Here is a 20,306-nt window from a genome sequence, read left to right as displayed (position 1 = left end):
GGGAACCGGGGGGACCGTGGAGCGGCGGCACGCAATCCCCGTGACGCCGCTCCACGGGCGGCCACGGGGCGCCGGGCGACCGGTGGGGAAGGTTGGGCCCGCACGGGACGGTCGAGCCCGCCGAGGGGTCACGCCGGTGGAACCACGGGACGGTCGCGCCGCAGGTCGGCCGACCGCACAGGCCGGCGAGGCCGATGAGACCGATACGGCCGACCGCACGGCCGGACCGACCACTTCGACGAACCCGGTCGGCCGGTCACGCGGGCAAGGCCCGGCGACGGCGCCGACACCGCCGGTCACGCGGTGAGCGTGCGGGGCCCGCCGCGCGTCGGACCGATCGGGCCGTTCACCGGGTCGTACCGCTGCGCGGTGTACCGGCCGGGTGGCGGGCCGGTGAGGTCCACCGGGCAGCCGGGCCGGCCGCACCCGTGAGCCGGCCGGCCGCCCCGTCGGCCCGCCCGGCCGTCAGCCGAAGATCGCCAGGCTCTTGGCCTTGCCCCGGTGTTCCTCGACGAGGGCGAGGAAGGTGCCCTCGGGGTCGAAGACGGCCACCGGGCCGGTGCCCGCGTACTCCTCGGGCATCTCCAGGCGCACGCCGTTGGTGAGCAGCCGGGCGCGCCGGGCGTCGACGTCCCAGCGGGGGAAGGCCGCCGCGGCGGCCTCCGCGATCGGCAGCACGGTCAGTTCCTGCTGGAGCCGGTCGAGGGTGCGGGCCGCGTCCAGCTTGTACGGGCCGACCCGGGTCCTGCGCAGCACCGTGAGGTGACCGCCGACGCCCAGGTCGGCGCCCAGGTCGCGGGCGAGGGCGCGGATGTACGTGCCGGAGGAGCAGACGACGGAGACGACCAGGTCGAGCACCGGGGTGCCGTTCTCGGCGACGGCCGGGCGGACGTCGTACACGGTGAACGAGGAGACGGTGACCGGCCGGGCCGGGATGTCGAACTCCTCGCCCTCACGGGCCCGCTTGTAGGAGCGCACTCCGTCGATCTTGATGGCGCTGACCTTGGACGGCACCTGCATGATGGCGCCGGTCAGCTTGGCCACCCCGGCGTCGACGGCCTCGCGGGTGACCCCGGAGGCGTCCGTGGACGAGGTGATCTCGCCCTCGGCGTCGTCGGTGAGGGTGTCCTGCCCGAGCCGGATGGTGCCCAGGTACTCCTTCTCGGTCAGCGCGAGGTAACCGAGGAGTTTGGTGGCCCGCTCGACGCCGAGGACGAGGACGCCCGTCGCCATCGGGTCGAGAGTGCCTGCGTGGCCGACGCGGCGGGTCCGGGCGATGCCGCGCATCTTGGCGACCACGTCGTGCGAAGTGAAGCCCGACGGCTTGTCGACGATGACGAGGCCGTCGGGCGTGGTGTGCTTCTGGGTCATTCGGCGGTGTCGTCCGTCTCAGTGTCCTCGGGGTCCTCGGGGTCCTCCGGCTTGCGGTACGGGTCGGCCCCGCCCGCGTACGCGGCGCCCGCGGACGCCTCGCGCACCTTGGCGTCGGACTGGCGCGCCTTGTCGAGGAGGTCCTCGATGTTGCGCGCGGTGTCCGGGAGCGCGTCCATGACGAACGCCAGGGTCGGCGTGAACTTCACACCCGCCGCCCGGCCCACCTCGGAGCGCAGGATGCCCTTGGCGCTCTCCAGGCCCGCCGCGGCGGCCTTCCGCTCCTCGTCGTCCCCGTACACCGTGTAGAAGACGGTCGCCTCCCGCAGGTCACCCGTGACCCGGGTGTCCGTGATGGTGACGTGCGTGCCGAGCCGCGGGTCCTTGATCCCGCGCTGCAGCTTCTGGGCCACCACCTCCCGGATGAGGTCCGCCAGCCTTTTCGCCCGCGCGTTGTCGGCCACTGGTCCGTCTCCCGTTCTTTCCTGTCCGAGTTGTCAAAGCCCCGCGTTCCCGGGGCTGGATTCGTCAGTCGTCCTCGCCGTGGAAGCGCCGCCTGACGGACAGCAGTTCCACCTCGGGGCGGCCGGCGACCAGCCGCTCGCACCGGTCCAGTACGTCGGTCAGGTGCGCCGTGTCGCCGGACACCACCGCCAGGCCGATGACGGCCCTGCGATGAAGATCCATGTGATCCACCTCGGCCGCGCTCACCGCGTACTTCCGCTGGAGCTCGGCGACGATCGGGCGGACGACGGAGCGCTTCTCCTTCAGCGACCTGACGTCACCGAGGAGGAGGTCGAAGGACAGCGTCCCCACATACATGCACAACCGGTTCACCCGCCGGTACGGGATCGGCGTCCCCGCCGTCCGTGGTGGGCGGGAACATCAGAACCGTACATCGAAGGGGCGGGCCGATCGACGGATATTACGCTCCGTGGGACCGGCCGGGGAGCTTACCCGAACCGGTCCCCCGGTTTCGCGACCCGTCCCCGGCCCTGTGCCCGTCCCTGGACACGCGTGCCGGCCGGCGGGACAGCTGTCCCGCCGGCCGGCACACACCGTGGGGTGTTATCCCCGCGGCTTCTCGCGCATCTCGTAGGTCGCGATGACGTCGTCGACCTTGATGTCGTTGAAGTTTCCGAGGTTGATACCGCCCTCGAAGCCTTCGCGGATCTCGGTGACGTCGTCCTTGAAGCGACGCAGACCGACGATGTTGAGGTTCTCCGCGATGACCTTGCCGTCGCGGATGAGGCGCGCCTTGGTGTTGCGCTTGACCTCGCCGGAGCGGATGAGAACACCCGCGATGTTGCCCAGCTTGGACGAGCGGAAGACCTCGCGGATCTCCGCCGTACCGAGCTCGACCTCTTCGTACTCCGGCTTGAGCATGCCCTTGAGGGCCGCCTCGATCTCCTCGATCGCCTGGTAGATGACCGAGTAGTACCGGACATCCACGCCTTCGCGCTCGGCCATCTGCTGTGCCCGCCCGGCGGCGCGCACGTTGAAGCCGATCACGATGGCGTCCGAGCCCATCGCCAGGTCGATGTCGGACTCCGTGACCGCACCGACGCCACGGTGCAGGACGCGGATGTCGACCTCTTCGCCGACGTCCAGCTGGAGCAGCGAGGACTCGAGGGCCTCGACCGATCCGGACGCGTCACCCTTGATGATCAGGTTCAGCTGCTGGATCTCGCCGGCCTTGAGCACCTTGTCCAGGTCCTCCAGCGACACGCGGCGCGTGCGCTTGGCGAACGCGGCGTTGCGCTCACGGGCGGCGCGCTTCTCGGCGATCTGACGGGCCGTACGGTCCTCGTCGACGACGATGAAGTTGTCGCCCGCACCCGGGACGTTGGTCAGGCCCAGGACCTGGACCGGCGTCGACGGGCCGGCTTCGGCGACGTTGTTGCCGTTGTCGTCGAGCATGGCGCGCACGCGGCCGTAGGCATCGCCCACCACCATCGTGTCGCCGACCCGCAGGGTGCCTCGCTGGACGAGGACGGTCGCCACGGCACCGCGGCCGCGGTCGAGCCGGGACTCGATCGAGATGCCCTGCGCGTCCTGCGTCGGGTTGGCCCGCAGGTCGAGCGAGGCGTCGGCGGTGAGGACGACGGCCTCCAGGAGGCTGTCGATGTGCAGACCCTGCTTGGCGGAGATGTCGACGAACATGGTGTCGCCGCCGTACTCCTCGGCCACGAGGCCGTACTCGGTCAGCTGACCGCGCACCTTGGTCGGGTCGGCGCCCTCGACGTCGATCTTGTTGACCGCGACGACGATCGGGACCTCGGCCGCCTTGGCGTGGTTGAGCGCCTCGACCGTCTGCGGCATGACGCCGTCGTTGGCCGCGACGACCAGGATCGCGATGTCGGTCGACCGCGCACCACGGGCACGCATGGCGGTGAACGCCTCGTGACCCGGGGTGTCGATGAAGGTGATCCTGCGCTCTTCGTCGTTGACCTCGGTCGCTACCTGGTAGGCACCGATGTGCTGGGTGATGCCGCCGGCCTCGCCCGAAGCGACGTTCGTCTTGCGGATGGCGTCGAGCAGGCGGGTCTTGCCGTGGTCGACGTGACCCATGACGGTGACCACCGGCGGACGGACGACCAGGTCCTCGTCGGAGCCCTCGTCCTCGCCGAACTCCAGGTCGAAGGACTCGAGCAGCTCGCGGTCCTCCTCCTCCGGGCTGACGATCTGAACCGTGTAGTTCATCTCGCCGGCGAGCATGTGGAGCGTCTCGTCGGAGACGGACTGGGTCGCGGTGACCATCTCGCCGAGGTTCATCATGACCGCGACGAGCGACGCCGGGTTGGCGTTGATCTTCTCCGCGAAGTCGGTGAGCGAGGCACCGCGCGACAGGCGAATGCTCTCGCCGTTGCCGCGAGGCAGCATCACGCCGCCGACCGACGGGGCCTGCATGGCCTCGTACTCCTGGCGCCTCTGCCGCTTCGACTTGCGGCCACGACGGGCCGGACCGCCGGGACGACCGAAGGCGCCCTGCGTGCCACCACGGCCACCGGGACCACCGGGACGGCCACCGAAGCCGGGACGGCCACCGCCGCCGGCGAAACCGCCGCCACCACCGGGACGACCGGCGAAACCGCCGCCGCCACCGGGACGACCGGCGCCACCGCCGCCGCCACCCGGGCGACCGGCGAAGCCACCGCCGCCGCCGGGACGAGCGCCACCGGGACGACCGGCACCGGCCGGACCACGGCCACCGCCGGGACCGCCACCGGGGCGGGGACCGGCAGCCGGACGCTGCGGCATCATGCCGGGGTTGGGACGCGGACCACCAGGGCCTGCGCCGCCGGGACGGGGACCGCCCTGCGGACGCGGCATCGAGCCCGGGGAGGGACGCTGCCCGCCCGGAGTCTGCGGACGCGGACCGCCACCGCCCTGGCCACCGGGGGCCTGGGGACGGGGACCGGCGCCGGGGGCACCGGGACCACCGGGACGCGCGCCCTGCGGGCGGGGTGCCTGCGGGCGGGCCATACCGGTGGAGCCACCGGAGGTGAAGGGGTTGTTACCCGGACGCGGACCGGCCGGGCGTCCACCCGGACGCTGACCGCCGCCACCGGGACGCTGGCCCTGACCGGCCGGACGGCCGCCCTGGCCACCCTGACCGCCCTGGCCACCCTGACCGGCGGGACGACCGCCGGGCTTGGGGGCGCCGGGGCGTGCACCACTGGGCTTCGGTCCGGCCGGAGCCGGGGACGGAGCCTGAGCGGCGGCCGGCGGGGCCTGGAACTCCGGGACTGCCGGTGCCGGACGCGGCGCGGGGCGCGGCCCCGGACGCGGACCGGAGGCCGCCGGAGCGGAGGCCGCCGGAGCGGGCGCCGACGGGGCCTCGGGCTGCTGCGCCGCGGGGGGCTTGGGTGCGGCCGGCGGCCGCGGTGCTGCCGGACGTGCCTGCGCCGGGGACGGCGCGGGCCTGGGCGCGGCCTTCCTGGGCGCGCCGGGCTTGGCACCGGACTTGCCGTTGCCCCCGCCCTGCTGGAACGCGTCGGTCAGCTTGCGTACTACAGGCGCTTCGATCGTCGAAGACGCCGAACGGACGAATTCACCGAGCTCTTGGAGCTTGGCCATGACGACCTTGCTCTCGACACCGAACTCCTTGGCGAGTTCGTAGACCCGGACCTTAGCCACTTCGCTCCTCTGAGGTCCGGGTTGCGTCCGGACCGTCGCTAGTTCATGGGCGTACTCATCGCGTACTCATCGAGTGCTCATCGCAATCTCGACCTGCTTTCGACTCGCGAGGTACCAGACCGCACGGGGGGTTCCGCACGGCATGTCTTCTTACGGATTGCTGTCGCAACCCTGTGCCTGCTCGACGTAGTGGCGCAACGCCTTTACGTCGAGCGGTCCCGGGACGCGGAGCGCCCGCGGAAACGCCCTTCGGCGCACCGCCTGGTCAAGACAGACCGGGGCGGGATGTACATACGCACCCCGGCCGGGCAGCGTACCGCGTGGATCAGGAACGCACACATCCTCGATCACCACGGTCCGCAGCAGCTCGTTCTTGACTGCTCGCTCCCGGCAGCCCACGCAGGTGCGCTCGGGGCGCGCGTGGGTAGGTGTCCGGCCAGACACTACTAAGTCTACCTCCCCGGACCGACCTCACCCCTTTGGGGCAAGTATCGAACACGTGCCGCGCGCAAGACTGTCGTGATCTCAGCGCGCGGCGGCTTGGATCTATTCCCCGGGCTGCTCCGTGTCCGGCCGGATGTCGATCCGCCAGCCGGTCAGACGGGCGGCCAGGCGGGCGTTCTGCCCCTCCTTGCCGATCGCCAGGGACAGCTGGTAGTCCGGCACGATCACCCGGGCGGACCGGGCCGCCAGGTCCACGATCTCCACCTTGGTGACACGGGCCGGGGAGAGCGCGTTGGCCACCATCTCGGCGGGGTCGTCCGACCAGTCGACGATGTCGATCTTCTCGCCGTTCAGCTCGCCCATCACGTTGCGTACGCGGCCGCCCATGGGGCCGATGCAGGCGCCCTTGGCGTTCAGCCCGGACCGGGTGGAGTGGACGGCGATCTTCGTACGGTGGCCGGCCTCGCGGGCGATGGCGGAGATCTCCACCGAGCCGTCGGCGATCTCCGGCACCTCCAGGGCGAAGAGTTTCTTCACCAGATTGGGATGTGTGCGCGACAGGGTGACGGACGGGCCGCGCACGCCCTTCGCCACCCGGACGACGTAACTGCGCAGCCGCAGTCCGTGCGGGTAGGTCTCGCCGGGAACCTGCTCCTGCACCGGCAGGATGGCCTCCAGCTTGCCGATGTCGACCAGGACGTTCTTCGGGTCGCGGCCCTGCTGGACCACGCCGGTGACGATGTCGCCCTCACGGCCGGCGTACTCGCCGAGCGTCGCGTCGTCCTCGGCGTCGCGCAGGCGCTGCAGGATGACCTGCTTGGCCGTGGTGGCGGCGATGCGGCCGAAGTCGGACGGGGTGTCGTCGAACTCGCGGGCCTCCTGGCCCTCGTCGAGGTCCTCGGGATCCTCCTTCGCCCACACCGTCACATGCCCGGTCTCCCGGTCGAGCTTCACGCGCGCGTGGCGGCGGCTTCCCTCGGTGCGGTGGTAGGCGATGAGGAGGGCCGACTCGATGGCCTCGACCAGCAGGTCGAAGGAGATCTCCTTCTCCCGTACCAAACCCCGCAGGGCGCTCATGTCGATGTCCACGGCTACGCCTCCTCTTCCGTCTTGTCGTTGGTGTCGTTCGTGTCGTCGGTCCCGGTCGCGTCCTGCGCGGCGGACCTGTCGTCCCTGCGGTTGAACTCGACCTGGACGCGCGCTCTGTCGATCTCGTCGAAGGCGAGCCGGCGCGCGGTGGGCTTGCGGCCCTTGACCCCGGGCACCTCGAGGTCGAGGCCGTCGTCGTCGGTCCGCAGGATCCGGGCGACCAGTTCGTCGCCCGCCGTCAGCCGGAAGCCCACCAGGCGGCCCGTGGCGCGCACGTAGTGCCGGTACTCGGTGAGGGGGCGTTCGGCGCCCGGGGTTCCGACCTCGAGGGTGTACTCGCCGCTGCCCATCGCGTCGGTCTCGTCGAGCTTCGCCGAGAGCACACGGCTCACATCGGCGATGCGGTCCAGATCCGCGCCGGTGTCCGAGTCGACCACGACGCGCAGCACCCGCTTGCGGCCGACCGCGTCCACGGCGATCTCCTCGAGATCGAGGCCCTGCGAGCTGACGAGCGGTTCCAGAAGTTCTCGAAGCCTCTCGCTCTGGGTGCTGCTCATCCGGGTGACTCCTCGGCCGCGTGTGCTGTTGTGGGATGGGGCGCGTGTCTGGTTCAAAGGGTATCCGGTCGCGAGGGGTGATGCCGTCCACCCGGTCACCGGGGGGGGTGCCGCTGAGCGCCGTCGGGGAGATGCACGGGTACCGTGATCACGGACCTGGGTCCTGTCGTCGAACTCCCCTTGCTCGCCTGGAGGGCGGGAGTTCGAGGGCAGCGCCTGGGGCTCTTCTTCCGTCGCCACGTTCCGTACGAGCCCCCGAGGACGTCTGCCGTGCCGTTCCCCCATGCTCCGCGCGCCCGTACGGGGCCGCGCAGAAGGAGCCTGCTCGCCGTCGCCCCGACGGCCCTGCTCGCGGCGGGCTGTTCCGCCGGGTCCCGGGATGCCGGCCCCGCCGCCGGCAGCCCTTCTCCCCCGGCCTCCGAACGGGCACGCGCGCGTGCGGCGCGCGACAGCCGGGAGCTGGCCGAGCGGTACGACGCCGTGATCGCGGCGCACGCCGGGCTCGCGCAGCGGCTGGCTCCGTTGCGCGAGAACGCCGTGCGGCACGCGAAGGCCTTCGAGAGTCTCGGGACCGCGGCGGGTTCGGCGTCGCCGGAGTCGCCGGTGCCCGCCGGGGCGGGGCCGTCCGCCTCGGCACCGGTGCCGTCCGCCTCGTCACCGGTGCCGGTGCCCGCGAAGGAGAAGGACGCCCTCTCCGGGCTCGCCGCCGCCGAGCGGGAGATCGCCGACCGGCGCCTGGAAGCACTGCTCGACGCGCCGGCCGAGCTGGCCAGGCTGCTGGCGTCGGTGGCGGCAGCCGGCGCGGCGCATGTGTTCGTGCTGACGGAGGGCTGACGGGTGAGCGAGGCGAAGGACCGGGAGCTGCGGGCGCTCCAGGCGGCCCTGGCGGCGGAGCACGCGGCGGTGTACGGATACGGGGTCGTCGGCGGGCGGATCGCCGACGACCGGCGCGCGGACGCGCGCTCGGCCCACGACGCGCACCGCGCGCGCCGGGACGCGCTGGTGCGCGAGGTGAAGGACACGGGCGCCGACCCCGTGGCCGCGGCCGCGGGGTACGCGCTGCCGTTCCAGGTACCGGACCCGGCCGCGGCCGTGCGGCTCGCGGCGGAGCTGGAGAACCGGGTGGCCGGGGTGTACTCGGACCTGGTGCGCGCGAGCGAAGGCGCGCGGCGCCGCGCGGCGGCCGAGGCGCTGCGGGAGGCCGCGGTGCGGGCGGTGCGCTGGAGCGGGGAGAGCGTAGCCTTCCCTGGGCTCGCCGAGCGGGCCGGGCCGTCCTCGGAGGCTCCGTCGGTGCCGCCGGTGTGAGGGAGCCTCACGACCGCACGCGAGGGCGTGCCGGAGCGGCGTGAGGGGACGGCGGCAGATGTCGCGTACAGCACGAAGGGAACGACTCGCGCATGGTCTTCGAACCGCCGCAGCGTCTGGTGAGGGCGCTGGGTGAGACGGCTCCCGACGGCGGTGCGGACTGGCTGGGGAAGCTGCCCGAGGCGGCGCGTGAGGCCGTCGCACTGCGCGGGCTGACCGTGGAACGGGTGCAGGTGCCCGGGGGTCGCAGCAGCCTGGTGGTGCTGGTGCGGACGGCCGACGACACGCCCGCCGTGCTGAAACTGGCCCCCGCGCGGGCCCGGCCGGAGAGCGAGCGGGCCGCGCTGGCCCACTGGAACGGGCTGGGCACGGTCCGGTTGCTGGAGCCCTCCTCCCCGGACGGGGCGCTGCTGCTGGAGCGGCTGCATCCGGATGTCTCGGTGCGGTCGTTGCCGGAGGCGAAGGCTCTGCTGGAGGCCGCCGCGACGCTGCGGCGGCTGTGGGTCGAGCCGCCCGCGGGGGACACCGCTCATCCCTTCGAGACGGTGGCCGAGCGGACCGGCCGGCAGGCCGAGGCCATGCGGGCGGGTGCCGCGGGATTTCCCGAGGTGGCACCGCTGGTGTCCGCGGCGCTGGCGGCGCGCGAGGAACTGCTGGCCGCGCCGCCCGAGCACCGGCTGCTGCACGGCACGTTCCGGCAGAGCAAGGTGCTCTCCGCCGAGCGGATGCCGTGGCTGGCGGTGGGCCCGGACCCGGTGGTGGGCGAGCACGCCTTCGACCTGGCCCGGCTGGTACGCGACCGCGTGGAGGACCTCATCGCCCAGCCCTCCGGCGCGACGACGACCCGCCGCCGGGTGAAGCGCCTGGCGGAGTCCCTGGAGATCGACCAGGAACGTCTGCGCGGCTGGACGCTGTTCCGCGCGGTGGAGTCCGGCGTGCGCGCCCGTCGCATCGGCCGCGACCGGGACGCGGAGCTCCTCCTGGAGTTCGCCGGCTGGCTCTGACACCGCGTGGTGCCGCCGGGAGTCCGCGCGGGGAACGACTCCGCGCGGGCTCCCGGCCTCGTCGTGGTGACGGCGTGAGCCGGGCGATCGCGTCGTCCACCGGGTCCTCCCGCGCGCCGTTGACGCGGTCACGCGGTGAGCCGCTGTGTACGGTCCGGTCCTCCGGCCGCGATCACGACGCGGGCTCCGGTCTCGGCACGGTGACGGCGTGGCCGTGCCGTGGAGCGATCCGGGGCCTCGGCCACGGTGAATCCCCCGCGTTCGCCGGTACGGCGGCCGCACTGTGGATTCCGGCGTACGGGCCCGCACCGCCGACGGCCGGGGCGTCAGGGACGCGTGTACCGGGCCGTGGGCTTCGGCCGGGATCACCGGAGCCCGCGCGGGGGCGGTCCCGCGTGGGCTCCGGTGGTGGTGCGGTCAGGCCGTGAGGCGGGCGATCGCCTCGTCCACGGTCACTTCCTCGCGTTCGCCGGTACGGCGGTCCTTCAGCTCGACGATGCCCTCGGCGGAGCGGCGGCCGGCGACCAGGATCTGCGGAACGCCGATCAGTTCGGAGTCGGTGAACTTCACGCCCGGCGAGACGCCCGCACGGTCGTCGACCAGGACGCGGACGCCGGCGGCGGCGAGCTTGGCGGAGACGTCGAGGGCGAGCTCGGTCTGCAGGGCCTTGCCCGCGGCGACCACATGGACGTCGGCCGGGGCGATCTCCTGGGGCCAGCACAGGCCCTTGTCGTCGGCGGTCTGCTCGGCCAGGGCCGCCACCGCGCGGGAGACACCGACGCCGTAGGAGCCCATGGTGACGCGGACGGGCTTGCCCTGCTGCCCGAGGACGTCGAGCTTGAGGGCGTCGGCGTACTTGCGGCCCAGCTGGAAGATGTGGCCGATCTCGATGGCGCGGTCGAGCCGGAGGCCGGTGCCGCACTTCGGGCAGGGGTCGCCCTCGTCGACCACGACGACGTCCACGTACGCGTCGACCTCGAAGTCGCGGCCCGCGACCACGTTCTTGGCGTGGGTGTCGGCCTTGTTGGCCCCGGTGATCCAGGACGTGCCCGGTGCCACGCGCGGGTCGGCGATGTAGCGGACCTTCTCCAGGCCCTGCGGGCCGACGTAGCCGCGGACCAGGTCGGGGCGGCCGACGAAGTCCTCGGCGGTGACCAGTTCGACGGCGGCCGGGGCGAAGTGCGCCTCGACCTTGCCCAGGTCGACCTCCCGGTCGCCGGGAACGCCCACGGCGACGATCTCGCCGTCGACCTTGACCAGCAGGTTCTTCAGCGTGGCCGAGGCGGGGACGCCGAGCGAGGCGGCGAGGGTCTCGATGGTGGGGGTGTCGGGGGTCGGGATGTCCTCGGCGGCCGGGACGGCGGAGCCGTCGACGGGCTTCACCTCGTAGGAGATCGCCTCGGTGTTCGCGGCGAAGTCGCAGTTCGGGCAGTCCGCGAAGGTGTCCTCACCGGCCTCCGCGGGGGCGAGGAACTCCTCGGACTTGGAGCCGCCCATCGCGCCGGCGGTGGCGGCGCAGATGCGGTAGTCGAGGCCGAGGCGCTCGAAGATCCGCTGGTACGCCTGGCGGTGCAGACCGTAGGACCGGGTCAGGCCCTCGTCGTCGAGGTCGAAGGAGTACGAGTCCTTCATCAGGAACTCGCGTCCGCGCAGGATGCCCGCGCGGGGGCGGGCCTCGTCGCGGTACTTGCTCTGGATCTGGTAGAGGATCACCGGCAGGTCCTTGTAGGAGGACGCCTGGTCCTTCACCAGGAGGGTGAAGATCTCCTCGTGGGTGGGGCCGAGGAGGTAGTCGCCGCCCTTGCGGTCCTGGAGGCGGAACAGCTCGGGGCCGTACTCCTCCCAGCGGCCGGTCGTCTCGTAGGGCTCACGCGGCAGGATGGCGGGGAGCAGTACCTCCTGGGCGCCGATGGCGTCCATCTCCTCGCGCACGACGCGTTCGACGTTGGCGAGGACCTTCTTGCCGAGGGGCAGCCAGCTCCAGATGCCGGCGGCGGTGCGGCGCACGTACCCCGCGCGGACGAGCAGCTTGTGGCTGAGGACCTCGGCGTCCGCCGGGTCGTCGCGCAGCGTTTTCGCCATCAACTGGGACATGCGCTGGACCGGTGCGTTCGCCATGGTTCTCGTACTCCTGCTGCGTCTGGGTGATGACTGGAGGTTAGCGGGGCGGGACGGGGCGGTGGAAATCGGTTACGGCCCCTGTGGCCCTACTGGCCCTTTCGGCCCTGCGCGCGACGGAGCGGCAAGGGGGCGCCCATCACGGCGTACGGCTTGGGGGCGCTGGGGAAGTGGACGCGGCGGGCGAGGTCCTCGTAGCCGAGGGAGCGGTACAGGCCGCGGGCGGGGCTCTCTATGTCGATGGCGGAGAGGATCGAGCGGGGTTCGTCGGCGCCGTCGGTGATCGTGGTGATCAGGGAGCGGCCGATGCCGTGCTTCTGGTAGCGCGGGTGGACGTGCAGTTCGGTGATGACGAAGGAACCGTCGAGCCAGTCGTCGAGGCCCCGGGCGCGCAGATGGGGTTCGACGACCGTGGACCACCAGTGGGCACGGTCGTTGGGCATGCCGTAGACGAAGCCGACGAGGCGGCCGGTGACGGTGGCACCGAAGGCTCTGGCTCCCGGCAGGGTCATGTGGCGCAGCACGATCTGCCGGCGTACGGCCACCTCGTCCGGGCCGAGGCCGAACGCCTTCGCCTGGACCGCCAGCGCCTCGTCGACGTGCGCGGCGAGGTCGAGGGGGCCGATCACGATGTCGTCGGGGCGGGGGTGCCCGTGACCGGGAAAGCGCAGCATGCCGGGGAGACTACAGGGCGTCGGCGCGGGTCGGGACGGCTCCGCGCGGCCTCACGACGGCACCGGGCGGGGCGGGCGGGCGGGGTCGGTGGGGTCAGAACAGGATGCTCATGAACTCGCCGACCTCCTGGAATCCCACTCGCCGGTAGGTCCGGCGTGCGGGGGTGTTGAAGTCGTTGACGTAGAGGCTCGTCACGGGGGCGACGTCCGCGAGGGCGTAGCGGAGCACTGCCGCCATGCCGGGGGCGGCGACGCCCCTGCCCCGGTGTTCGGGTGCCACCCATACGCCCTGGATCTGGCAGGTGCGGTCGGTGGCGGCGCCGATCTCGGCCTTGAAGACGACCTTGCCCTCGGCGTCGAAGCGGGCGAAGGCTCGTCCGGCGCCGACGAGTTCGGCGACCCGGGCCTGGTAGAGCAGGCCGCCGTCGCCGGCCAGCGGGGAGATCCCGACCTCCTCGGTGAACATCGCCACGCAGGCCGGCATGATCTTTTCCATCTCGTCCTTGCGGACGCGGCGGACGTAGGGGTCCGGGGTGATGTTCTCGGGCAGCCGGTCGGCGACCATCAAGGGCTGGTGGGCGCGGACCTCGCGGGCGGGGCCCCACTGGGGTTCGAGCAGCCGCCACAGTGCGGCGGTGGGGGTCACGGGGCCGACGACGGAGGAGCAGCGGCGGCCGGCCCGGCGGGCGCGGTCGGCGAAGGCGCGGACGGCCCGGGGGGTGGCGCAGATGGGGACCAGGTTGGCGCCCGCGTAGCACAGGGACGTGAGCATGCCGTCCTCGTACCAGCCCCACATCTCGCCGCCGAGCCGCCACGGGTCCAGGCCCGCGACCTGTACCCGGGATGTCACGAAGGCGTTCGCCACCGGCTCGCGGTCGAGGATGGCGAGGGCGGCGTCCAGGTCGCTCGGTTCGAGGACCCGGGAGGTGGTCTGCGTCAACACGTGCGGGGGGCCTCACACACTTGGGTCTGCTGGTTTCCGCACTGTACCCGTCGATTTTGTGTGCTGCCGCTCCGCGGGAGAGAAACGGTCCTGCCCGGAGGTTCTCCGGGCAGGACGGGCCGAGCGACCGGCCCGGGTGGGGAGACGGGCCTGACGGGACTGGCGGGCTTCGTCAGCCGGCGACCGAGATCTGGGGTTCGCCGGAGGTCACGCCGTCGGCTTCCATCTGTTCGGCGATCTTCATGGCCTCCTCGATGAGGGTCTCCACGATCTTCGACTCCGGCACGGTCTTGATCACCTCGCCCTTCACGAAGATCTGCCCCTTGCCGTTGCCGGACGCCACCCCCAGATCGGCCTCCCGGGCCTCCCCCGGACCGTTCACCACACAGCCCATCACCGCCACCCGCAACGGCACGTCCATCCCCTCCAGACCCGCCGTCACCTCGTCCGCCAGCTTGTACACATCCACCTGCGCACGCCCGCAGGACGGACACGACACGATCTCCAGACCCCGCTGCTTGAGATTCAGCGACTCCAGGATCTGCAGGCCGACCTTGACCTCCTCCACCGGCGGCGCCGACAGCGACACCCGGATCGTGTCCCCGATCCCCTGCGAGAGCAGCGCCCCGAACGCCACCGCCGACTTGATCGTGCCCTGGAACGCCGGACCCGCCTCGGTCACCCCCAGGTGCAGCGGATAGTCGCACTGCGCCGCCAGCTGCCGGTAGGCCTCCACCATCACCACCGGATCGTTGTGCTTGACCGAGATCTTGATGTCCCGAAAGCCGTGCTCCTCGAACAGCGACGCCTCCCACAGCGCCGACTCCGCCAGCGCCTCCGGCGTCGCCTTCCCGTACTTCCGCAGCAGCCGCCGGTCCAGCGAGCCGGCGTTCACCCCGATCCGGATCGGCGTGCCGTGCTCCCCGGCCGCCTTCGCGATCTCCTTGACCTTGTCGTCGAACTGCTTGATGTTGCCCGGGTTCACCCGCACCGCCGCACAGCCCGCCTCGATCGCCGCGAACACGTACTTCGGCTGGAAGTGAATATCGGCGATCACCGGAATCTGCGACTTGCGCGCGATCGTCGCCAGCGCGTCCGCGTCGTCCTGCGTGGGACACGCCACCCGCACGATCTGACAGCCCGACGCCGTCAGCTCCGCGATCTGCTGCAGCGTCGCCCCGATGTCCGAGGTCCGCGTCGTCGTCATCGACTGCACCGACACCGGCGCGTCCCCGCCCACCGCCACCGACCCGACCTGGATCTTCCGGCTCCTGCGGCGCCGAGCCAGCGTGGTCGGAACGGACGGCATGCCGAGAGAAATCGCAGTCATCTGCTGTGCAACCCCAAGTCGTGGATCAAGGTCCGGCTCCCGGTGAGCAGCGGGCTCCGCGCTCCGAGATTACGGCACGGCCATCGGCCCCGGCACATCCCGGTCGTAAACCCACCCAAAGGGCGATGGCCCGGAACGAAAGGGTTCCAGGCCATCGTGAACGGCAGGTGTCCGGCGGATGCGTACCGGACGGGCTTTACGAGATCCGTATCGGGTTGACCACGTCCGCGACGAGGACGAGGAGGGTGAAGCAGACGAAGACACCGGCCACCACATAGGCCACCGGCATCAGTTTCGCCACGTCGAACGGGCCCGGGTCGGGGCGGCGGAGCACCCTGGCGAGGTTGCGGCGCAGTGATTCCCACAGGGCGCCCGCGATGTGCCCTCCGTCGAGGGGCAGCAGCGGGAGCATGTTGAACAGGAACAGGGAGAGGTTGAAGCCCGCGAGCAGCATCACGAACATGGCCATCTGCTGCGAGGCCGGGATGTCGAGCGTGGCGATCTCGCCGCCGACCCGGGCCGCTCCGACGACGCCCATCGGGGAGTCCTGCTCGCGCGGGCCGTCGCCGAAGGCGGCGTCCCACAGGGCGGGCACCTTGGACGGCAGGGCGGCCAGGGAGTCGACCGCGTCGCCGACCCGGTCGGTCATCCAGACCACGGAGTCGCCGAAGTCCTGCTTGACGACGCCGGTGGCCGCGCTGAAGCCGAGGAAGCCGGCCTTGACGTACTCGCCCTCGACGTAGAGCCCGTCGGAGTCCTTCTTGGCGACCAGGTTGGTGGCGATGTCCGCCTGGAGGGCGACCTCCTGGCCGTCACGGTCGACGACGATCGGCACGGCCTTTCCGGCGCTGTCGCGGATGAGGTCGGAGAGCGTGCCCCAGTCGTCGGTCCGGACGCCGTCGAACGCGACGATCCTGTCGCCCGCCTTCATCCCGGCCGCCTCGGCCGGGGACCGGGGGTCGGACTTCTCGCACGTGTCGCGGTTCTCGCTCTGCGAGATGACGCAGGGGGAGACCGAGCTGACGGTGGTGGTCTGCTGCTGGACGCCGAAGCCCATCAGCACGGTGAGGAACAGCGCGACCGCGAGGATCAGGTTCATGAACGGGCCCGCGAACATCACGATCACCCGTTTCCAGGGTTTCCGTGTGTAGAACAGGCGCTTCTCGTCGCCGGGCTGCAGTTCCTCGAAGGCGGCGGAGCGGGCGTCCTCGATCATGCCGCGCCACGGTGAGGTGGAGCGGGCCTCCAGACGTCCGTCCGCGCCGGGCGGGAACATGCCGATCATGCGGATGTAGCCGCCGAACGGGATCGCCTTGATGCCGTACTCGGTCTCGCCCTTGTGCCGGGACCAGATGGTCGGGCCGAAGCCGACCATGTACTGGGGCACCCGGATGCCGAACATCTTGGCGGTGGACAGGTGGCCCAGCTCGTGCCAGGCGATCGAGACCAGCAGGCCGACCGCGAAGACGACTATGCCGAGGATGAACATCAGGGTCGTCATGCACGCGCCTCCGCGCTCGCCGTACGGGCTGTCAGTTCCCGGGTCCTCGCTCGCGCCCAGGTCTCCGCTTCGAGGACGTCCGGGACCGTCAAAGAGGTTCCCGGCCGGGGGGTGCCGTGCTCCTCGACCACCCGAATGACCGTATCGATGATCCCGTTGAACGGCAGCGCGCCGGCGCGGAACGCCTCCACGCACTCCTCGTTCGCCGCGTTGAACACCGCCGGGGCGGTTCCCGCGATCCCGCCCACGTGCCGGGCCAGGTTCACCGAGGGGAAGGCCTCGTTGTCGAGGGGGTGGAACTCCCAGGTGGACGCCTTGCTCCAGTCGAAGACCGGGGCGGCGTCGGGGACCCTTTCGGGCCAGCCGAGGCCGATGGCGATGGGCCCGCGCATGTCGGGGGGCGTCGCCTGGGCCAGTGTCGATCCGTCCGTGAACTCAACCATCGAGTGGACATACGACTGCGGGTGCACGACGACCTCAATGCGATCGAAGGGAATGTCGTACAGGAGGTGGGCCTCGATGACTTCGAGGCCCTTGTTGACGAGGGTCGCGGAGTTGATCGTGATCACCGGGCCCATGGCCCAGGTGGGGTGGGCCAGGGCGTCCTCGACGGTGACGTTCGCCAGTTCGTCCCTGGTGCGGCCGCGGAAGGGGCCGCCGGACGCGGTGACGACGAGCTTTTGGACGTCCGCGCGGGTTCCGGCGGCCAGCGCCTGGAACAGCGCGGCGTGCTCGGAGTCGACCGGGATGATCTGTCCCGGCTTCGCCAGTGCCTTGACCAGCGGGCCGCCGACGATCAGCGACTCCTTGTTCGCGAGCGCGAGGGTGCGGCCCGCCTCCAGGGCGGCGAGGGTCGGGGCCAGTCCGATGGAGCCGGTGATGCCGTTGAGGACGGTGTGGCAGTCGGAGGCGGCGAGCCGTGTGGCCGCGTCCGCTCCGGCCAGGATCTCGGGCAGCGGCTTCCCCGGGCCGTACCGCGCAGCCAGCGCGTCGCGCAGCGCGCCGACGACGTCCTCACGGGCGACGGCGACCGTGCGCACCCGCAGCCGGTGGGCCTGTTCGGCGAGGAGCGCGACACGGCCGCCGTTGGCGGACAGGCCGGTGACGCGGAAACGGTCGGGGTTGCGCAGTACGAGATCGATGGCCTGGGTGCCGATCGACCCGGTGGAGCCGAGGATCACCACGTCCTTGGGGCCGTCCCCCGCCACGGGGTCGTACACCAGGTGCGGGTCGGCGAGCGGAGCTGGAGCGTCGGTCATGGACTCCATTGTGTCCGGTCGTGGGGACTGCCGGGGCCCCGCCCCGGCAGCTCGTGCGTCGTGGTCCGCGCCGGGGCTGCGTCACCGGGGCCGCCCCGCTCCGGCCCTGTTCCTTCCCTTCTTCCTTTCGGTCTTCCTTCCGGCTCCCTACCGGCATCACCCGCGTCGGCCGGCCGCGGGCCACCGCGGCCGGCCGCCTCAGCGGATCGGCCGGTGCCGGTTCTCGCGGGTGCTCGGGCCGGGCGCGGCGTCCGCGATCCAGGGGCCGTCGCCCGAGGGGTCGACGATGCCCTGCTCCAGCCAGGTGTACGTGCCGGAGAGCACACCCTTGACGACCTTGTGGTCGATGTCGTCGGTGTTGGTCCACAGCCGGTCGAAGAGCTCCTCGACGCGGACGCGGGACTGGCGGCAGAAGGCGTCGGCGAGCTGGTAGGCCTCGCGCCCGTTCTCGCCGCGGGTGCGCAGGAGCTCGGCGCGGACGCAGGCGGCGCTCATCGCGAACAGTTCGGCCCCGATGTCGACGATCCGGCCCAGGAAGCCCTGCTTGGTCTCCATCCGGCCCTGCCAGCGGGACATGGCGTAGAAGGTGGAGCGGGCGAGCCTGCGGGCCGCGCGCTCGACGTACCGCAGGTGCGGCGACAGGTCGATGCCGTGCTTGAACTCGCCGTAAGTACGGGGCAGTTGTCCGGGCCCCGCGACGAGCTTGGGCAGCCACTTCGCGTAGAAGAGGCCGGCGTTCGCCCCTGCCCTCGCCTTGTCGCCCAGGGTCTTCTCGGGGTCGATGAGGTCGCCGGCGACCGACAGGTGGGCGTCGACGGCCTCCCGTGCGATCAGCAGGTGCATGATCTCGGTGGAGCCCTCGAAGATGCGGTTGATGCGCAGGTCGCGCAGGATCTGCTCAGCCGGGACCGCCCGCTCGCCGCGTTCCCGGAGGGAGTCGGCGGTCTCGAAGCCGCGTCCGCCGCGGATCTGGACCAGTTCGTCGGCCATCAGCCAGGCCATCTCCGAGCCGTACAGCTTGGCGAGCGCGGCCTCGATGCGGATGTCGTTGCGGTTCTCGTCGGCCATCTGCGAGGACAGGTCGAGTACGGCCTCCAGGGCGAAGGTGGTCGCCGCGATGAACGCGATCTTCGAGCCGACCGCTTCGTGCAGCGCCACCGGTTTGCCCCACTGCTCGCGGGCCGCCGACCATTCGCGGGCGATCTTCAGGCACCATTTTCCGGCGCCGACGCACATCGCGGGCAGGGACAGCCGTCCGGTGTTCAGCGTGGTGAGCGCGATCTTCAGGCCCTGCCCCTCCGCGCCGATGCGGTGGGCGGCGGGGACCCGGACGCGGTGGAAGCGGGTGACGCCGTTCTCCAGGCCGCGCAGGCCCATGAAGGCGTTGCGGTTCTCGACGGTGACGCCCTCGGATTCCGCTTCCACGACGAACGCGGTGATGCCGCCCCGGTGGCCCTCAGACTTCGGCACGCGGGCCATGACGACGAGGAGGTCGGCGACCACGCCGTTGGTCGTCCACAGCTTCACGCCGTCGAGGATGTAAGCGTCGCCGTCCGGGACGGCGGTGGTGGCGAGCCGTGCCGGGTCGGAGCCGACGTCGGGCTCGGTGAGCAGGAAGGCCGAGATGTCGGTGCGGGCGCAGCGCGGCAGGAAGGTGTCCTTCTGCTCCTGGGTGCCGAACATCTTCAGCGGCTGCGGGACGCCGATCGACTGGTGGGCGGAGAGCAGGGCGCCGATCGCGGGGCTGGCGGAGCCGACCAGGGCGAGGGCCTTGTTGTAGTAGACCTGCGTCAGGCCGAGGCCGCCGTACTTGGTGTCGATCTTCATGCCGAAGGCGCCGATTTCCTTGAGGCCGGTGACCACCTCGTCGGGGATGCGCGCCTCGCGGTCGATCAGGGCTCCGTCGATCCGTGTCTCGCAGAAGTCTCGGAGCTTGGCCAGGAACTCCTCGCCGCGTTCGGCGTCCTCGCCGGCCGGGAGGGGGTGGGGGTGGATGAGGTCGAGCCGGAAGCGGCCGAGGAACAGTTCCTTGGCGAAGCTGGGCTTGCGCCAGTCCTGCTCCCGGGCCGCCTCCGCGACCCGGCGGGCCTCACGTTCGGTGACGGTGGGTCGGGACGGAGACTCGGGTGTTGCGGACATGAGGCTCACCTCGCCGCTTATAGGAGGGGATGTGGAATGTCGGGGGGTTCTTCTCGGCACCGGCCCCGAGGATCGTTTCATGCGATCTTGGGGGTTTACGTTACCGACTGGTGCTACCCGTACGTATGTACCCGATTCGTGGCGGCCTCGCCACCCTTCGTGCACCCGTTCGGCCGACCCGCCACGGACTCCCGGCCCGGCCGGACCCCGTGGGAGTGACGGCGGCACGTTCATGGCAATCTGGGTGTCACGGGGTCCGGCTCGCACCCCGTCCACGAAGTGACGGACACATCGGCACCCCCTTTCGTCGAAGCGCTTCGACTGCTGTTATGGACACGTACCCGTGCTGGTATTAGGGTCGAGCCACCGATCGAACCACCCTCACCCGCCCATCGCCCTGGCGCACTGTCGAAGCGCTTCGCAACAATTGGA

17 protein-coding genes are annotated in these 20,306 nt (G+C 71.6%); 3 read left to right on the top strand and 14 right to left on the bottom strand.

Going from position 1 to position 20,306, the window contains the following annotated elements:
• Window positions 1-465 precede the first annotated feature (465 nt).
• The 7 genes from truB to rimP all read right to left on the bottom strand — a co-directional run bounded on the left by truB (window position 466) and on the right by rimP (window position 7,601).
• Window positions 466-1,371: a tRNA pseudouridine(55) synthase TruB gene (gene truB, locus OHB56_RS30450; RefSeq protein WP_406356723.1), complete on the bottom strand. Its 906-nt coding sequence runs from the start codon at window positions 1,369-1,371 to the stop codon at window positions 466-468.
• The gene (gene rbfA / locus OHB56_RS30445) at window positions 1,368-1,835 is read right to left on the bottom strand and encodes a 30S ribosome-binding factor RbfA (protein ID WP_406356721.1); all 468 of its coding nucleotides are present in this window, start codon (window positions 1,833-1,835) and stop codon (window positions 1,368-1,370) included. Before rbfA ends, truB begins: the two co-directional genes overlap by 4 nt.
• Before the next feature lie 64 nt (window positions 1,836-1,899).
• Entirely contained in the window at window positions 1,900-2,193 is a 294-nt protein-coding gene (locus OHB56_RS30440) for a DUF503 domain-containing protein (protein WP_406356719.1), read from the bottom strand.
• A 246-nt stretch (window positions 2,194-2,439) separates the two neighbouring features.
• Window positions 2,440-5,511 carry a translation initiation factor IF-2 gene (gene infB, locus OHB56_RS30435; RefSeq protein ID WP_406356717.1) on the bottom strand — a complete coding sequence of 1,024 codons (3,072 nt, stop codon included), beginning with the start codon at window positions 5,509-5,511 and terminating at the stop codon, window positions 2,440-2,442.
• A gap of 150 nt (window positions 5,512-5,661) precedes the next feature.
• On the bottom strand, window positions 5,662-5,955 hold the full coding sequence (locus tag OHB56_RS30430; RefSeq protein ID WP_079035175.1) for a YlxR family protein: 294 nt from the start codon (window positions 5,953-5,955) through the stop codon (window positions 5,662-5,664).
• Window positions 5,956-6,057: 102 nt separating this feature from the next.
• Window positions 6,058-7,044, bottom strand: coding sequence for a transcription termination factor NusA (gene nusA, locus OHB56_RS30425; protein ID WP_326755008.1), 987 nt, complete (start codon window positions 7,042-7,044; stop codon window positions 6,058-6,060).
• 2 nt (window positions 7,045-7,046) lie between these two features.
• Window positions 7,047-7,601 carry a ribosome maturation factor RimP gene (gene rimP, locus OHB56_RS30420; RefSeq protein WP_326755007.1) on the bottom strand — a complete coding sequence of 185 codons (555 nt, stop codon included), beginning with the start codon at window positions 7,599-7,601 and terminating at the stop codon, window positions 7,047-7,049.
• A gap of 270 nt (window positions 7,602-7,871) precedes the next feature.
• Here rimP and OHB56_RS30415 point away from each other — a divergent pair, with 270 nt between their 5' ends.
• The 3 genes from OHB56_RS30415 to OHB56_RS30405 all read left to right on the top strand — a co-directional run bounded on the left by OHB56_RS30415 (window position 7,872) and on the right by OHB56_RS30405 (window position 9,910).
• Window positions 7,872-8,435: a hypothetical protein gene (locus tag OHB56_RS30415; protein ID WP_326755006.1), complete on the top strand. Its 564-nt coding sequence runs from the start codon at window positions 7,872-7,874 to the stop codon at window positions 8,433-8,435.
• 3 nt (window positions 8,436-8,438) lie between these two features.
• A complete protein-coding gene (locus OHB56_RS30410) occupies window positions 8,439-8,906 on the top strand; it encodes a ferritin-like domain-containing protein (protein WP_326755005.1) in 468 nt (155 codons plus the stop codon).
• 92 nt (window positions 8,907-8,998) lie between these two features.
• Window positions 8,999-9,910, top strand: a complete 912-nt coding sequence (locus OHB56_RS30405) for an aminoglycoside phosphotransferase family protein (RefSeq protein WP_326755004.1) — start codon at window positions 8,999-9,001, stop codon at window positions 9,908-9,910.
• 417 nt (window positions 9,911-10,327) lie between these two features.
• On the opposite strand, the gene OHB56_RS30400 is transcribed toward OHB56_RS30405, so the two are convergent.
• The 7 genes from OHB56_RS30400 to OHB56_RS30370 all read right to left on the bottom strand — a co-directional run bounded on the left by OHB56_RS30400 (window position 10,328) and on the right by OHB56_RS30370 (window position 19,874).
• Window positions 10,328-12,028, bottom strand: coding sequence for a proline--tRNA ligase (locus tag OHB56_RS30400; protein WP_326755003.1), 1,701 nt, complete (start codon window positions 12,026-12,028; stop codon window positions 10,328-10,330).
• 89 nt (window positions 12,029-12,117) lie between these two features.
• On the bottom strand, window positions 12,118-12,702 hold the full coding sequence (locus tag OHB56_RS30395) for a GNAT family N-acetyltransferase (protein ID WP_326755002.1): 585 nt from the start codon (window positions 12,700-12,702) through the stop codon (window positions 12,118-12,120).
• 94 nt (window positions 12,703-12,796) lie between these two features.
• On the bottom strand, window positions 12,797-13,645 hold the full coding sequence (locus tag OHB56_RS30390) for a GNAT family N-acetyltransferase (protein WP_326755001.1): 849 nt from the start codon (window positions 13,643-13,645) through the stop codon (window positions 12,797-12,799).
• A gap of 172 nt (window positions 13,646-13,817) precedes the next feature.
• On the bottom strand, window positions 13,818-14,975 hold the full coding sequence (gene ispG / locus OHB56_RS30385; RefSeq protein WP_406356713.1) for a flavodoxin-dependent (E)-4-hydroxy-3-methylbut-2-enyl-diphosphate synthase: 1,158 nt from the start codon (window positions 14,973-14,975) through the stop codon (window positions 13,818-13,820).
• Window positions 14,976-15,171: 196 nt separating this feature from the next.
• Complete coding sequence (locus tag OHB56_RS30380) at window positions 15,172-16,464, bottom strand: site-2 protease family protein (RefSeq protein ID WP_326757181.1); 1,293 nt, start codon at window positions 16,462-16,464, stop codon at window positions 15,172-15,174.
• An 8-nt stretch (window positions 16,465-16,472) separates the two neighbouring features.
• Window positions 16,473-17,735: a 1-deoxy-D-xylulose-5-phosphate reductoisomerase gene (gene dxr, locus OHB56_RS30375; RefSeq protein ID WP_406356711.1), complete on the bottom strand. Its 1,263-nt coding sequence runs from the start codon at window positions 17,733-17,735 to the stop codon at window positions 16,473-16,475.
• 198 nt (window positions 17,736-17,933) lie between these two features.
• Window positions 17,934-19,874, bottom strand: coding sequence for an acyl-CoA dehydrogenase family protein (locus tag OHB56_RS30370; protein WP_406356709.1), 1,941 nt, complete (start codon window positions 19,872-19,874; stop codon window positions 17,934-17,936).
• Window positions 19,875-20,306 lie beyond the last annotated feature (432 nt).

The sequence above is a fragment of the Streptomyces sp. NBC_01635 genome (genome assembly GCF_045209715.1).
Taxonomy (GTDB): Bacteria; Actinomycetota; Actinomycetes; order Streptomycetales; family Streptomycetaceae; genus Streptomyces; species Streptomyces hirsutus.
This window is presented reverse-complemented; position numbering and strand designations above follow the sequence as displayed.